We start from the raw sequence: 14,870 nt of genomic DNA on the forward strand, positions 1-14,870 counted from the left end.
CTTCGCCCCTCGCGCGGAGCGCTCGGGGCGCTTCGCGCCCGCTTTCGCGGCCGCTTCTGGGGACCCCGTCGCGGCCGCGCGAGGGGAGCGATGCGAGAGAGAGGGCGAGGGTCATGGTATCCATCGTCTCCTCACTTCTGCTTGTAGATGGCGCCCTGGTGGGGCATGCGGAAGGTCTCTTCGAGGCGCTTCGTGTTGCCGCCGCAGGCGATGAAGCCCATCGGCACGTTGCACGCGTAGAGCGTGTTCACCTTCACCTCGACCCAGCCGTACGGGTCGCTGCGCGACGACGAGTCGGTCACGCTCACGTTCACGACCGTGAAGCCGCCCGCCTTCGTGAACCACGGGCCCATCGCCGTCTTCACCGCGTTCGAGACCTCGCCCTGCTGGTTGCCGCCCGGCTGATCGGGCGTGTTGTCGTTCGCGTTCGACATGACCGCCGCCGCGCGCGCGCCGACGATGGCGCTGTGCTTCACGACGAGGCGCGCGGTGGCGATGCGCGAGAGCTGGACGAACGAGAAGAACGTCGTCATCACGGGGACAATGGCGATTACGAACTCCGCCATGACGGCGCCCTTCGTGTTTCGCATGAGCCGCTTGAACATCGTTCTTCCCCTCACGGAAACGGACGCATCATGTAGTTACGCGCGTCCTGATACTCCTTCATCATGACGACGCCGCCGGCGACGATCCCCATCATCGTGGGAATGGCGAAGGCCGTGAGGAGCAGGGCGTACTCGACGAGCACCGCACCACGCTGTCCCTTTCTTCGCTTCATGGGATCTCCTACCAGTGGAGGTACGCGGTCAGGACCACTCCGAGAAAGACGGCGGGGCCCAAGCGAAACCAGGTGAGCGCGGACGCGTCGACCGTGCGTTGACGTGGCTTCGGAAGAAAGAAGTTCGAGAGGATCGCGAGCGAGTTCTTGATGGCCTTGATCAACTTGCCTTCGTAGGCGAGACGAGCTGGTGCAAGGATCGCTCCGGCGAAGAACCCGTACATCTGAGCCTCGACGCCGAACCGAGGCTGGAGCAGCGCGCCGAGGGCGATGAACAACTTCACGTCGCCGCCGCCGATCGCGGACTGCCGAAACAAGAGAAGCGGGACCACCGCTGCGAGAGCGGCCCCGCCAAGGGAGTAGGCGCCTTCGAACAAGGCCGCCTCCATCGGTTCTTTTGCGAGCTTGTAACGGACGATGTGGAGGACGGGCGCGGCGACGATGAAGGGGAGGGTCACCCAGTTCGGGATCTCGCCCTTCTGCCAGTCGTGCACGGCGGCGACCAAGGCGACCGCGATCGCGACGACGAAGACGACGTGCTCGTACGGTTCTCCCATCGTTCAGCCGGGTGTCGCGATGCTACGCGACACCCGGACGAAAGGCCCGGAAGCGACGATCAGAGCTGACCGCCCGAGTTCTTCGCTGCGGCGCCGACCTTGGGGCCGAGCGCCTTGAACGCACCCGCGGCGAGGAGAAGGATGGCGACGAGGAGGAGGGCGTACTCGACCATCGACGCGCCACGGACCTTCTTGATCATCTTGTTCATGTGATTCTCTCTCTTCGGGATGCGGGGTTCGGTTGGAGCTCGGGGGTAGCGACGACGCGACGATTAGAGCTGACCGCCCGAGTTCTTCGCTGCGGCGCCGACCTTGGGACCGAGCGCCTTGAACGCGCCGGCGGCGAGGAGAAGGATGGCGACGAGGAGGAGGGCGTACTCGACCATCGACGCGCCGCGGACCTTCTTGATCATCTTGTTCATGGAGGGCTCTCTTTCTTCTTCTCGCAGGAGGTCTAGAACCGCCGGGCCGCGGCTCGTTGCTTCGTGAACAACGTCTCTGCTCGTCCCGTGCCATGGCAGCCTGAAATTGCCGGTTGCTCGCGCAGCAACGTATCTCCGGGTTTTCTCAGCGTTCGATGTTGCAAGGCGAGCAACACCTACAGCGTCTCCTGGATCGCATGCAGTCGCAGAACATGGACGCCGCCGGATCCAAGGGTGATCGCGCAAAATTGCGCAATGTGGGCAACAGGGCTCTCGGGGACGAGCGGCTGCGTGCGCGACACGGCGCCTCTCCCGCTCGCGTCTATGGTCAGGGCCTTGCTATCCCTGAGAGGAGATGAGTCGTTTCTCCCTCGTCGCGCTCCTGGCCTTCGTCGGCGCCGGCTGCACGGAGCCGCCGCCCGCGGAGCCGTTCCAGATCTCCATTCGGGTGGAGAGCGATCCGGGCAAGCCGATGGCGGGGGCGTCGATCTCGCGCGCGAACAAGCTGCTCGGGACCACCAACGCCGAGGGGCGGGTGAACCTCAAGATCGCAGGCGTCGAGGGGGAGTTCACCGACGTGACGGTGACGTGCCCCGAGGGCTACCAGATGCCGCCGAAGCCGGTGAGCGTGAAGCTCACGCGCATCGCGGACAAGACGAAGATCCCGGAGTACCTGCAGCAGTGCCCGCCCGCGATGCGGCGCGTGGTCGTCGCGGTGCGCGCGGAGAACGGCCCGAACCTGCCGGTCATGTACCTCGACAAGGCGGTGACGCGCACCGACGTCGGCGGCGCGGCGAGCTTCGCGCTCGAGGTGCCTCCCGGCACGAACTTCAGCGTCGTCCTCAACACGATCGAGCGCCACGACATCAAGCCGATCAACCCGTCGCGGACGTTCGTGGTCCCGAGCCACGACGAGGTCTTCCTCCTCGACCAGAAGTTCGAGGTCGAGAAGAAGGCCCCGCCGCCCAAGGCCAAGGTCTTCGTCCCCCGCGCCCTCGGCGCCCGCGGCGGCGCCGACTTCTGAGCGTCCTCGCTTCGGCGTCGCGGGGCCGCCGTCGCGTCAGTGAGCTTCAGCGACCGATCACGCGCTCGACCTCGGCGCGGCGGAAGCCGTTCGGGAAGCGCTGCATGTACGCGCGGGCGGCGGCGCGCGCCTCGGCGGTTCGGTCCTCGCGCAGCAGGCGCACGATCTCGACGTAGGCGCGATCCTCTTCGCCGTCGTCGCTCGACGCGGGCCGCGCGGCGGCCGACGGCGCGGGCGCGGGCGACGATGCGATCGGCGGGGGCGGCGGGGGCGGCGGCGGGCGCTTCCAGGTCTCTCCCGCTCCGAGGGTGTGGGCGGGCATGCCGTCGAGGTGGAGCACGACGCTTCCTCGATCGACCCGCACCGCGGTGGTGCGTCCGCCCGAGACCTGCACGTGGAACTCGGTGCCGACGTCTTCGATCTCGCCGTCGGGGACGCGCACGACGACGCGCCGTCCGCCGGGCGGGCGATCCACGCGGAGCGCGAGCGAGCCTTCGAGCAGATCGATCCGGCGGAGCGGTCCTTCGTCGAACGCCGACCAGCGCGCGCCGCCCTCGTCCGTCGCCTCGACGTGCGTGGCGACGGGCTCGACGGGCTCGACGGGCGGCGACGCCGGCGGCGACGACGACGACGACGACGACGATGGCGCGAAGCGCATCGCGAGCAGGGCCGCGACCGCCACGGCCGCAGCAGCCGCGGCCGCCGCGGACGCGAGGACGAAGCGCGGTCGCGAAGGCGCGGCCGCGAGGACGAGGCGCGGCCGCGAACGTCGTGAAGGTGCCGGCGCGGGGTCCTCGAGCACGCGGCGGCGCAGGCGGCGGAGCGCGAGCTCGTCGGGGAGCTCCGGCTTCGCGGCGCGGAGGCGGTCCTGCAGCACGTCGAGCGCGCGGTCCTCCGCCGCGCAGTCGGGGCAGGAGAGGAGGTGGCGCTCGAGCTCGCGCTGCTCGTCGGCGGGGAGGCGGCCGTCGCGCAGCGCCTCGACGCTCTGCTTCCGCGCGCAGCTCATGGTTTCCCCTCCGCGAGGAACGCGCGCATCTCGGTGCGTGCATGATGCAAGCGTGTCCACACCGTCCCGACCGGGACGTCGAGCATCCGCGCGATCTCCTCGCAGCGGTAGCCCTCGATCTCGGCGAGGACGAGCGTAACGCGCTTCGCCGGCGCGAGCCGCTCGAGCCCGTCGAGGACGTCGAGGCGCGCGGTGTCGAGCTGCGACGGCGGCGGCGCGCTCGATCCGAGGCGCGCGAGCGCGGCGGCGAAGCGGGCGAACGCGCGCCGGCGCTCGAGCACGACGCGCGACGCGATCGCGAAGAGCCACGGCCGCGCGCTCGTCGCCTCGCGATCGAAGCTCGCCGCGAGCGACGTCGCGCGCTCGAAGGTCGTCTGCACCACGTCCTCCGCGTCGGCGCGTCCCGCGACGCGCATGGCGAACTGGAGCAGCGGCCGCGAGTGACGATCGAAGACGACGCCGAGCGCCGAACGCTCCCCCGCCGCGACACGCGCGAAGGCCTCGCCGTCCGAGATCTCGGTCGCAGACCGCACGACCCGGAGGCTCACCGGCGTCTTCAGCGTCTTCACGGCGACCACCAGGTGAGCGCGAGCGCGGCGCTGCGAGCGGGGAGATGGGGCGTCTTCACGGTGACGACCATGTGAGGCCTAGCGCGAGGCCGGCGCTCCATGGGGGGAGGGGCGGGAGCTCGGGGGCGAGGTGGATCTTGCGGCGGACGCGGGCGGGGGAGAGCTCGGCGTCGACGGCGAGGAAGGGGCGGAGGGCGCCGCGGCCGAACGAGAAGCGGCCGAACGCGGCGGCGCGTACGTCGGTCGCGGACTCGGTCTCGTCGTCGTCGTCGATCTCGTGGCTCTGCGTCTCCACGACGAGGCGCGGCGAGAAGCCGACGTCGAGGTCGACGCGACCGAGGTCGATCCGCCGCGCGACGGCGAGGCCGACCGCGAGGCTCTCCATCTCGAAGTCCTCCGCCCTCCGTGCGTTCATGTGCTGGACGACGTCCCAGCGCGCAGAGAGGCCGAGCTGCCAGTGACCGAAGAGGAGGCTCGCCTCGGCGGTGGGCGCGACGGACCATGCGCCGCCGCCCGCGCGACCCGCGGTGCTGACGGAGAGCTCCGCGGTTGGGGTCGTCCTCGCGACGGGCGGCGGCGTGGGTCTCTCGGCGACGGGCGGGGGAGGTGGCTGCCGGTCACCGCTAAGGACGGGAGCCGTGCTCCCGCTCTCATTTTCGTGCACCTCGGGAGGTGGCTTTGCAAGGTCAGCCGGCGCCGGTTGCGTTGGCGTCGGCGTCGGCGTCGGTGTCGGTGGCAGCGAGAGGAGCGCCTCGAGGACGCGGCGCAGCGCGAGGGGCTCGCGGACGCGGCGAAGCGCGGTGCGTCCGTCCGCGAGCGTGACCTCCACGACGAGGTCGTCGCCCGCGGCCACGAGGCGCACCGTCGCGGTCGGGTCGCGGTCCTTCAGCGCGCCGAGGTCGGCGCAGACCACCGCGACGGCGTCGCGCCACTTGTCTCCGGGCTGTCCTTCCATCGTCACGTCGGGCTCCGCGCAGATCGTGATGGCGAGCATCCATGCGAGGCTCGGCCACATGCAAAGACCTTAGATCGCCTCGGCGGCTCAGTCGTCGCAGCCGCCGACGATCGCCGGGGCCGCGGCGTCCGGCAGCGCGAACGGCTGAGCCGGATCGGCGTCCTTCTCCGCGGGACCGCGATCGTCGTCGTCGTCGTCGGGATCGGCGGCGACGCCGGGGGCGCACGTGGGGGTCGCGATCGCGGTGGTGAAGCCGCCGTCGGGGGCGCGCTCGAGGCGGCGCACCACGCCGAGCGCGAGGACGACGTTGCCGTCGTCGAGGTGGAAGGTCTTCACGATGCGGGCCGGTCCGCGCGGGTGCACGATCGGCAGCTCGCCGCCGGGGAAGAGCACGACGAGCTCGTAGGTGTGGTTCTTCTGCAGCGTCAGCTTGAACGCTCCGTCGGGCGCGAGCGGCGCGTTCGTCCGCACGCCGGCTTCGTCGATCGCGTCGACGCCGGTCGGGGCGCCCGCGGTGAAGCTCGCGAGCTCGACCGTTCCTTCCACGGTCGAGGTCAGGACGTCGGGACCGTCATCGTCGGAGCACGCCGCAAGACAAAGAAGGAGCGCGCCTCCAAACAAGAGGCTCTTTCCACGCATCATGGCTTCCTTTCACGCGGCGGTCGCGCCGCGCTCCCCTACTTGGCCGGAGCCACGAGAAGCCTTCAAAAATAACCGCCGCGGCGCCGGACCTCCGCGTTCACGAAGCGCCCGGCGAGCATGAGCGCTCTTCGAGCTCGTGCACGCGCGGCGCAGGGACAGGTGCAGCGCTGGGGGTGGGGGCCACGCGGCGAGGACCGGGAGAGACACGGCGCAGCGGCCAAGCCTTCCCGGTGAGAAGACGCCCGCAACGCCGCACGCGAAACGCTTCCCGGTGGAGAAGACGCCCGTGCAACGTCAAAAATATGTTTTTCGTCGTATTTGCGACGGGGCAGCGCTGGGCGAGCGAGGGCGCCGTCCGCGCAAGTCGTGCTGGTGGGGGAGGGCGTTCGCGCTGGTAGCGGGCGAGGGCGTCCGCGCTGAGGGCGGGGAGGGGGCCGCGCCGCGAGGCGGGCGGGGGGCGCGTCAGAGGGCGAGGGCGACGAAGGCGTCGGAGAGGGACTTCATCGTGGCGGCGGCGCGGTGTTCGGCGGTGGGGAGGGGCTCGTTGCCCTGGATGGGCTCGCGGACGTCGAAGTAGAATTTGGCTTTGGGCTCGGTGCCGCTTGGGCGGGCGATGACGCGGCTTCCGGAGGCGAGCTGCCAGGCGAGGACGTCGCTCTTGGGGAGATCGAGCGGGGTCTTCGTGCCGTCGGCGGCGGTCGTCGTCTGGTGGAAGAAGTCGCGGACGCTCACGACGTCGTGGTCGCCGATCTTCATCGGCGGGGCGTCGCGGAGCTTCTGCATGATCGCGCGGAGCTCCTTGAGGCCCTCGGCGCCCTTGCGCGTGACGTTGACCTGCGAGCTCACGAAGAGGCCGTAGCGGCGATAGAGCCCCTCGAGGTGCGCGAGGACGGTCGTGCCGCGCTGGCGGAGGACGGCCGTGAGCTCGCCGAAGATCACCGCCGCGCTGACGCCGTCCTTGTCGCGGACGAGCTCGCCGACGGTGTAGCCGAGGGCCTCTTCGAAGCCGAACACGAACGTGTCGCCGTTCTTCGCCTTTCGCTCCATCGCGCGGTTCGCGATCCACTTGAAGCCGGTGAGGACCTCGTCGTACTTCGCGCCGAGCGCCTCCGCGATGACGCCGAGCATCGGCGAGCTCACGATCGACGCGATGACGAGCGGGGCGCCGCCGCCGGCGGGCGTGAGCGCGTGGTCCGTGCTCGCGAGGCCGCCGGTGAGGAGGTAGTGGCCGAGGAGCACGCCGACCTGGTTGCCGGTGAGCTGCACGAAGCCGTCCTTGCCGTCGGGCAACGCGACGGCGAGGCGGTCGGCGTCGGGATCGTTCGCGAGGACGAGGTCGGCCTTGCGCGCGCGGGCGAGCGCGAAGGCGAGGTCCATCGCGCCTTTTTCTTCGGGGTTCGGGAACGCCACCGTCGGGAACGCGCCGTCGGGCTGCTGCTGCTCCGGGACCGAGACGACGTTCGTGAAGCCGGCGTCGTCGAAGGCGAGGCGCGTGAGCTTGTCGCCGACGCCGTGCATCGGCGTGTAGACGATCGAGAGCGCGCGATCGCCTTCGCCGGGGCGCACGCCGAGCTTCTTCACCGCCGCGAGGTAGTCGCGCTCGACGTCGTCGCTCACCATCGCGATGCGGCCGGAGCTCTTGCCCTCGTCGAAGGTCGTGCGCGGGACGTCCTTCGCCGGCGGCGCCTTCGCGATCTGCGCCGCGATGGCGACGTCGATCGGCGGGACGATCTGCGCGCCGTTGTTCCAGTAGGCCTTGTAGCCGTTGTACTCGGGCGGGTTGTGGCTCGCCGTGATCATCACGCCGGCGGCGCAGCCGAGCTTCGTGACCGCGTAGGCGAGGAGCGGCGTCGGGACGAGGTCGGCGAAGAGGTGCGCCTTCACGCCGGCGGCGGCGAGGGCGCACGCCGTGTCCTCCGCGAGCTCGCGCGACATGCGGCGGCCGTCGTAGCCGATGACGACGCCGGCCTTCTTGCCGTCGTCGCCGAAGGTCTCTACGACGTGGCGCGCGAGACCCCACGTCGTGCGGAGGACCACCGCGCGGTTCATGCGGTTGGGGCCGGCGCCGAGGACGCCGCGGAGGCCCGCGGTCCCGAACTCCAGCTCCGCCGCGAAGCGGTCGGCGAGGTCGGTCTTGCCGGGATCGGCGGACGTGAGGAGGGCCTCGATCTCCGCGCGCGCGGCGGGATCGGGATCGGCGTCGGCCCAGGCGCGGGCGCGAGCGAGAACGGCGTCGAGATCCATGCCCCGGGGCTAGCACACTTCGGTACGCTCGGCGCGTGCTGACGGTCGACGAGCGGCGCCTCTCGTTCCGCCGCTTCATCTTGATGTCGGTCTTCGCGTGGACCGCGTTCGTCGTCACCGACGTCATCGCCGCGCGCGCGCACGACGCGTCGATCGCGTACCTCGTCGCGCTGCGCCTCGCCGGCACGGGCATGGGCCTCGCGATGTACCTGCTCTCCGGCTCGGAGAAGCTGCCGGGCTGGGTCGTCACGTTCTTCGAGAGCGGCACCCCGCCGATGGGCGGGCTCCTCGTCTCGCTCGCGGCGCTGCCGTGCGGCGGGGCGACGAGCCCGCTCGCGCTCGGCGTCGCGCTCTGCGCGGTGACGCGCGGCGTCCTCCCGAGCCCGTGGCAGCGGACGCTCCCCGCGAGCGTCGGGTGCGCGCTCATGTTCCCGGTGACGGTGCTCGTCGCGGCGCGCTTCGCCCCCGGGATCCAGGCGCAGCTCGAGGACCCGCTCACGCTCTGGACCTTCGTCCAGACCTCGGTCTTCCTCGTGCTCGGCGGCGGCGTCGCGGCGGGGGCGAGCCAGCTGCTCTGGGCGGCGCGCGAGCAGGTGCATCAGGCGCGGCGCCTCGGCACGTACCGCCTCGTCGCGCGGATCGGCGCGGGCGGGATGGGGGAGGTGTGGCTCGCGCGGCAGATGCCGCTGAACCGCCGCGTCGCGCTGAAGATCCTGAAGGAGTCGACGCTCCGCGATCCGGCCGCGCTCCGTCGCTTCAAGCGCGAGGCGGAGGCGGCGTCGGGGCTCCAGCACCCGCACACGATCCGCGTCTTCGACTTCGGCGCGAGCGACGACGGCGTGTTCTACATCGCGATGGAGCTGCTCGACGGGCTCGACCTCGAGGTGCTCGTCGATCGGCTCGGGCCGCTGCCGGCGCCGCGCGTGGTGTACCTCGCGCGTCAGATCTGCGACTCGCTCGCGGAGGCGCACGCGGCGGGGATCGTCCACTGCGACCTCAAGCCGGCGAACCTCTTCGTCACGAAGGTCGGCGCCGAGTACGACTACGCGAAGGTCCTCGACTTCGGCCTCGCGCGCCTCCTCACCGCGCCGGGGCACTCCACGACCGACGCGATGCGCGGGACGCCGGCGTTCATGCCGCCGGAGATCATCAAGGGGGAGGTGCCCTCGCCCGCGAGCGACGTGTACTCGATGGGCGCGGTGCTCTACTGGATGGTGACGGGCAGCCCGGTGTTCCGCGGCTCGAGCTTCCACGACTCGGTCCTCGCGCACGTCGAGAAGATGCCGGAGCCGCCGAGCGTGCGCCTCGGCGAGGAGGTGCCGAAGGACCTCGAGGCGGTGATCCTCAAGTGCCTCGCGAAGACGCGGAGCGAGCGCTTCGCCTCGGCGAAGGAGCTCGGCGAGGCCCTCGCGTCGTGCGCGTGCGCCGGCAAGTGGGACCCACGCGCCGCGAAGGCGAGCTGGCGCGAGCTGCGACCGAGCATCACGCGGATGGAGACGGTCGACGCGAGCCGCTAGCTCCGCAGTCGCGTAGCGGCTAGTCAGCCGGGCGCGACGCGCTCGGTTCGCTGCTCGCGCGGTACGGCTTCGCGAGCTTCCCGCTTCGTGTGTAGATGCCGGCGCGAACGGCGAGACCGAAGAGCTCTTCGGTCGTCATCTTCTGCATCGCCGCGAGTGCACGACGGCGGCGCCGGGTCATCTCGTCGAGACCAGGCGCGTTCGGATCGAGGCGCTTCGACTTCATGCTCACCCGTTCATTGTGGGCCTGAACACGCCCACGACGCAAGCGGGGGTCCGAACGGCGAGTTGAACGTGACTCTGATGCATGATCCCACTGCCTTTGAATGCTGGCGCTCCTTCGACGAAGCCGCAGCGGACCGTGTCGTAGACGATGTCCTCGTTCTCTTCGAGGTGCCGCAGGTAGAGGTTCAGCACGGCGCAATCGAGTCGTCGGAGCTTCTTGTCAGGCGTGTTCCCACGGTTCGCCGGCAGCTTGGTCCCCGCGGCGGCGTGGAGCTTCTCCAGCATGGCGTACGCAACCGGCAGCTCGTCCGTGAACTTGGTGTCCATGAGATCGAAACAGTTCCCGAGCTGAATGAGTGCGCCGACGAGCGCGGCCTTTTCGATCTTTCCCCGTGCCACCTGCTCCTCGGCGAAGCGGAGCGCGCGATCGGCACCGTACTCCCAGAAGTAGATGCCCTCGCCGAGCCAGTCGTAGTTGTTCTGGCTCTTCTTGAACTGCGCGCCCGCGAGGATGCGCTCGGCGATCGAGGCGTCGCACCCATGGTAGGCGATGACCGTACGGTCGTACTTCACGCGAGCTGGCGCATGCCGGGGGCTTCGCGGCCGGTGGTGGCGACGTACTCGTCGTAGGGGCCGCCGTAGACGTGGGGGCCCTTGGGGGTGAGCTCGAGGATGCGGGTCGCGATCGCGCGGAGGAAGGCGCGGTCGTGGCTGACGAAGACGATCGTGCCTTCGTACTCCGAGAGCGCCTTGACGAGGGCGCGCTTCGTCACGATGTCGAGGTGGTTGGTCGGCTCGTCGAGGACGAGGAGGTTCGGGGCGTCGAAGAGGATCTTCGCGAGCGCGAGGCGGGCGCGCTCACCGCCGGAGAGGATGCGGATCGGCTTGTCGTGGTCGTCGCCGTGGAAGCCGAACGCGCCGGCGAGGGTGCGGAGCGTGCCGAGGTTCGTCGTCGGCGAGTGCGCGACGAGCTCCTCGATCACGGTGCGGTCCGCGCTGAGCTGCTCCATCTGGTGCTGCGCGAAGTAGCCCATCGTCACCGACGCGCCGATCGTGACCTTGCCGGCGTCGGGCTGGGACTCGCCCGCCATCATCTTGAGGAGGGTCGTCTTGCCGGAGCCGTTCTCGCCCATCACCGCCCAGCGCTCGGTGCGGCGGACCAGGAGCGAGAGGTCCTTGTGGACGACGCGGGCGCCGAAGCCCTTCGTCACGCCGTCGACCTTGATCACGTCGTCGCCGCTGCGGGGCGCCTTCTTGAAGTCGAAGGTCTTCTCGATGATCTTCTTCGGCGGCTGCACCTTCTCGATCTTCTCGAGCTTCTTCACGCGTGACTGCACCTGCGCCGCGTGCGACGCGCGGGCCTTGAAGCGCGCGATGAACGCCTCCTCCTTCGCGAGCATCGCCTGCTGCCGCTCGAACTGCGCCTGCTGCTGCGCCTGCGCGATCGCGCGCTGCTGCTCGTAGAACTCGTAGTCGCCGGAGTAGCTGTTGATGCTGCCTGCGTCGAGCTCCACGATCTTCTTCACGACGCGGTTCATCACGTCGCGATCGTGGCAGGTCATGAGGACCGAGCCCTTGTAGTCGCGGAGGAACTGCTCGAGCCAGAGGATGGACTCGATGTCGAGGTAGTTGGTCGGCTCGTCGAGGAGGAGCGCGTCCGGCTTCGCGAGGAGGATCTGCGCGAGCGCGACGCGCATCTTCCAGCCGCCCGACAGCTTGCCGACGTCGTCCTCGACCTGCTCCTGCGCGAAGCCGAGGCCCGCCAGGATCGCGTGCGCGCGCGCCTCGAGGTCGTAGCCGCCGAGCTCCTGGAAGCGCGTCTGCACGTCGCCGAACCGCTCGACCGCCTCGTTGAACTTCGGGTGCTCGGGATCGTTCAGGAGCGCCTCGAGCTCCTTCATCTCCTCGCCGAGCTTGCCCGCTTCGCCCGCGCCGGAGAGCGTCTCCGCGAGGACGGAGCGGCCCTTGAGGTCGCCGACGTCCTGCCGGAAGTAGCCCACCGTCGTGCGCTTCGGGCGATCGACGACGCCGTCGTCCGGCTGCTCCTCCCCCGTGATGAGGCGGAAGATGGTGCTCTTCCCCGCGCCGTTGGGACCCACGAGCCCGACCTTCTCCCCGTCCCCGAGGAAGAAGCTCGACTCGAGGAAGAGGATCTGACCGCCGTACTGCTTCGAGATGTTGCTGAGCGAAATCACGTCGATTGACGACGGGACATAGCATGCGCGCCGACGCGCACGATATCCTCCGGCGAGCATGCTGGCGTTCGCGCTCCGCCGCGCGATCTGGACGATCCCTACGCTCTTCGGCGTGAGCCTCGTCGTCTTCCTCCTCACGACGCTCCTCCCCGATCCGGAGGCGATCCAGGTCGTCGCGCCCGAGGACGTCGCCGGTCGCGTGCGCCGCGACGAGGCCCGCCGCGCGCACTTCCTCGATCTCCCCCGCCTCGTGAACGTCGCGCCGCGCGACGTGCGCGTCACGGTCGACGACTGCATCACGCACGTCGGCGCGGACGACGCCGACGCCCGGTTCTGCGCGCAGCGCCTCGAGCGGATCGGCGGCGCCGCGCTCCCGCACCTCCTCCCCCGCCTCGACGCGCTCCCCCCCGTCGCGCGCGGCCGCCTCGCGATCGCCCTCGCGCCGATCGCGCGGCGGATGGGGATCGGGGAGGACGCCGAGCTCACGAACCCGGACCGCGCCGCGCTCTTCTGGATCCGCTTCTGGGCCGATCGCTCCGTCGACTTCACCGAGCCCGCGGTGCGCCGCTCGGTCCAGCGCCTCGCCGCGCGCGAGAACGACCTCATCGAGCGCGAGATCCGCCTCGTCGACACGTTCGCGCTGCAGGAGCTCATCGGCGCGATGCGGGCGACGAGCGATCCCGCCGTCCTCCATCGCCTCACCCGCATCGCCGCGCACGTCACCGGTCGCTCCGGCATCGAGGTGATCGAGCCGAACGCGCCCCCGCTGCGCGTGCGGCAGGTCGTCTCCGAGTGGCTCTCGTGGTGGTACGTCCACGAGACCGACTTCATCGTCCTCAAGGGCGGAGAGAAGGTGACCGCGAGCGTCGCGCAGACGCGCTACGCGAAGTGGGTCCTCGGCGCCGCGACGGGCCAGCTCGGCCTCTCGACGCGGGACGGCCTCCCCGTCTTCGACAAGCTCCTCACGCGCGCGCCGGTCACGCTCGGGATGGCGCTCCTCGCGCTCCTCGTGAGCTCTGCGCTCGGCGTCCCGCTCGGCGTCGCGGCGGCGTGGCGGCGCGGCCACGCGATCGACCTCACCGCCGGCGCCGCGCTCCTGCTCGTCTACTCCGTCCCCACCTTCCTCGTCGCCGAGGTCCTCGCGATGTGGAGCAGGAACGGGATCTGGCTCCCGATCCTCGCGCTCGCGACGGTGTCGTTGTCGGTGATGGGGCAGCAGCAGCGCGCGTCGATGCTCGAGGCGCTCGGCCAGGACTACGTCCGCACCGCGCGCGCGAAGGGGGCGCGCACGCTCCGCGTCGCGATCGTGCACGCGCTGCGGAACGCGCTCGTGCCCACCGTGACGATCGCGGGCGTGCAGCTCCCCGCGCTGATCGGCGGCGCGTTCGTCGTCGAGGAGGTCTTCGACGTCCACGGCCTCGGCTGGGAGACGCTGCGCGCGATCGAGTCGCACGACGCGGCGTGGATCGTCGCGGTCACGCTCCTGTGCGCCGTCGTCACGACCGCGTGCATCGTCGGCAGCGACATCGCCTACGGCCTCCTCGATCCGCGCGTGCGCGAGTCGCAGGGCCGGCGGAGGCGCGTCGCGTGAGCTCGCCCGAGGACCTCCCCGACGATCGAGAGAGCACGCCGCTCCTCCTCGCGCGGCTCTCGCGTCCCTCCATGCCGCCGGCGGTCGAGACGCCGCGCCCCGCCCCCGCGGCGCCGAAGACCGCCGCGCCGCCGCTCGCGGGCGTCGACTGGACGAACTACGCGAAGACGACGGAGCGGCTCGGCAAGGCGGGCCTCCTCCTCTCGATGATGCTCCTCTTCGTCGCGGTGTTCGCGGACCTCTTCGCGAGCAACCTGCCGATCATGTGCCGCGTCGACGGCGCGTTCTACACCTTCCCGAACGTCACGCAGCCGGCCGCGCTCACGCCGCTCTCGCGCGCGGAGCTCGACGCGCGCGCGAGCTTCATGCTCCGCCCGCTCGTCTTCCACGGCCCGCGCCTCCGCCCGGGCGAGGTCGCGACCTCGCTCGCGCGACCGGGCGCGCTCGAGGGGCACCCGCTCGGCACCGATCGCGACGGCAACGACGTGTTCGCGCGCATCGTCCACGGGGCGCGGGGCTACCTCGTGTTCGCGCTCGCCGCGGTGGCGGCCTCGCTCCTGCTCGGCGTCCTCTTCGGCGCGATCGCGGGCCTCTTCGGCGGGGCGTTCGACGCGCTCGTGAGCCGCATCGTCGAGTCGGTGTCGGCGTTCCCGCCGCTCGTGCTCGTCCTCGGCATCCAGGCCGCGGTCCCGCGCGCCACGCTCTTCACGCTCTTCCTCGCGATCGCGCTCACGCGGTGGCCCGAGATCGCGCGCCTCGTCCGCGGGGAGGTGCTGCTCGCGACGACGCGCGACTACGTCGTGGCGGCGCGCGCGCTCGGCGCGACCCCGCTCCGCGTGCTGCGGCGCCACATCCTCCCGAACGTGCGCGCCTCCCTCGTCGTCGTCGCGGCGATGGGGGTCAGCGGCGTGGTCCTCACCGAGGCGTCGCTCGACTTCCTCCGCGTCGGCACGCCGCCCGGCGCGGCGTCCTGGGGCGAGACGATGAGCCAGTTCCGCGACGCGCCGGGGGCGTGGTGGCTCCTCGCGTTCCCGGGCTTCCTCCTGGTCGTCACCATCATCGCGTACAACGTGATGGGCGAGGCGCTCCGCGACCTCCTCGACCCCCGCCGCTAACCCGCTTGGCGTCGCTCGGCATCTGCGTTA

17 protein-coding genes are annotated in these 14,870 nt (G+C 70.8%); 4 read left to right on the forward strand and 13 right to left on the reverse strand.

Translation table 11 applies throughout. The annotated features are described in order from the left end of the window. Window positions 1–131: 131 nt before the first annotated feature. From KF837_00415 to KF837_00435, 5 genes are all read right to left on the reverse strand, one after another. Window positions 132–605 carry a pilus assembly protein gene (locus tag KF837_00415; GenBank protein ID MBX3225735.1) on the reverse strand — a complete coding sequence of 158 codons (474 nt, stop codon included), beginning with the start codon at window positions 603–605 and terminating at the stop codon, window positions 132–134. Between the two features lie 11 nt (window positions 606–616). After that, complete coding sequence (locus KF837_00420; GenBank protein MBX3225736.1) at window positions 617–778, reverse strand: hypothetical protein; 162 nt, start codon at window positions 776–778, stop codon at window positions 617–619. A gap of 8 nt (window positions 779–786) precedes the next feature. Then, window positions 787–1,335, reverse strand: a complete 549-nt coding sequence (locus KF837_00425; protein ID MBX3225737.1) for a prepilin peptidase — start codon at window positions 1,333–1,335, stop codon at window positions 787–789. Between the two features lie 59 nt (window positions 1,336–1,394). Next, a complete protein-coding gene (locus KF837_00430) occupies window positions 1,395–1,544 on the reverse strand; it encodes a hypothetical protein (protein MBX3225738.1) in 150 nt (49 codons plus the stop codon). Window positions 1,545–1,607: 63 nt separating this feature from the next. Then, window positions 1,608–1,757 (reverse strand): hypothetical protein, encoded by a 150-nt coding sequence (locus KF837_00435; GenBank protein MBX3225739.1) that lies wholly within the window; start codon window positions 1,755–1,757, stop codon window positions 1,608–1,610. A gap of 355 nt (window positions 1,758–2,112) precedes the next feature. Between KF837_00435 and KF837_00440 the strand changes: the two genes are divergently transcribed. After that, window positions 2,113–2,781 (forward strand): hypothetical protein, encoded by a 669-nt coding sequence (locus KF837_00440; protein MBX3225740.1) that lies wholly within the window; start codon window positions 2,113–2,115, stop codon window positions 2,779–2,781. Between the two features lie 46 nt (window positions 2,782–2,827). Here the strand turns inward: KF837_00440 and KF837_00445 are convergent, their stop codons facing one another. The 5 genes from KF837_00445 to KF837_00465 form a co-directional block, all read right to left on the reverse strand. After that, window positions 2,828–3,787 (reverse strand): zf-HC2 domain-containing protein, encoded by a 960-nt coding sequence (locus tag KF837_00445; GenBank protein ID MBX3225741.1) that lies wholly within the window; start codon window positions 3,785–3,787, stop codon window positions 2,828–2,830. Further along, entirely contained in the window at window positions 3,784–4,356 is a 573-nt protein-coding gene (locus tag KF837_00450; protein ID MBX3225742.1) for an RNA polymerase sigma factor, read from the reverse strand. Before KF837_00450 ends, KF837_00445 begins: the two co-directional genes overlap by 4 nt. 55 nt (window positions 4,357–4,411) lie before the next feature. Continuing rightward, a complete protein-coding gene (locus KF837_00455; protein ID MBX3225743.1) occupies window positions 4,412–5,371 on the reverse strand; it encodes a hypothetical protein in 960 nt (319 codons plus the stop codon). A 27-nt stretch (window positions 5,372–5,398) separates the two neighbouring features. Next, the gene (locus KF837_00460; GenBank protein MBX3225744.1) at window positions 5,399–5,953 is read right to left on the reverse strand and encodes a hypothetical protein; all 555 of its coding nucleotides are present in this window, start codon (window positions 5,951–5,953) and stop codon (window positions 5,399–5,401) included. Window positions 5,954–6,415: 462 nt separating this feature from the next. Beyond that, entirely contained in the window at window positions 6,416–8,197 is a 1,782-nt protein-coding gene (locus KF837_00465; GenBank protein ID MBX3225745.1) for a phospho-sugar mutase, read from the reverse strand. A gap of 35 nt (window positions 8,198–8,232) precedes the next feature. On the opposite strand from KF837_00465, the gene KF837_00470 reads away from it, so the two are divergent. Then, a complete protein-coding gene (locus KF837_00470) occupies window positions 8,233–9,714 on the forward strand; it encodes a serine/threonine protein kinase (GenBank protein ID MBX3225746.1) in 1,482 nt (493 codons plus the stop codon). 19 nt (window positions 9,715–9,733) lie between these two features. On the opposite strand, the gene KF837_00475 is transcribed toward KF837_00470, so the two are convergent. The 3 genes from KF837_00475 to KF837_00485 are packed head-to-tail and all read right to left on the reverse strand — an operon-like array spanning window position 9,734 to window position 12,134. Beyond that, the gene (locus KF837_00475) at window positions 9,734–9,940 is read right to left on the reverse strand and encodes a hypothetical protein (protein ID MBX3225747.1); all 207 of its coding nucleotides are present in this window, start codon (window positions 9,938–9,940) and stop codon (window positions 9,734–9,736) included. A gap of 2 nt (window positions 9,941–9,942) precedes the next feature. Next, complete coding sequence (locus tag KF837_00480) at window positions 9,943–10,512, reverse strand: hypothetical protein (protein MBX3225748.1); 570 nt, start codon at window positions 10,510–10,512, stop codon at window positions 9,943–9,945. Further along, window positions 10,509–12,134 carry an ABC-F family ATP-binding cassette domain-containing protein gene (locus KF837_00485; protein ID MBX3225749.1) on the reverse strand — a complete coding sequence of 542 codons (1,626 nt, stop codon included), beginning with the start codon at window positions 12,132–12,134 and terminating at the stop codon, window positions 10,509–10,511. Before KF837_00485 ends, KF837_00480 begins: the two co-directional genes overlap by 4 nt. Before the next feature lie 58 nt (window positions 12,135–12,192). On the opposite strand from KF837_00485, the gene KF837_00490 reads away from it, so the two are divergent. Further along, window positions 12,193–13,725, forward strand: coding sequence for an ABC transporter permease (locus KF837_00490; GenBank protein ID MBX3225750.1), 1,533 nt, complete (start codon window positions 12,193–12,195; stop codon window positions 13,723–13,725). Beyond that, window positions 13,722–14,840, forward strand: coding sequence for an ABC transporter permease (locus KF837_00495; GenBank protein ID MBX3225751.1), 1,119 nt, complete (start codon window positions 13,722–13,724; stop codon window positions 14,838–14,840). The genes KF837_00490 and KF837_00495 overlap by 4 nt, the downstream gene beginning before the upstream one ends. Window positions 14,841–14,870: the final 30 nt, after the last annotated feature.

Source organism: Labilithrix sp. (assembly GCA_019637155.1).
GTDB lineage: Bacteria > Myxococcota_A > Polyangia > Polyangiales > Polyangiaceae > Labilithrix.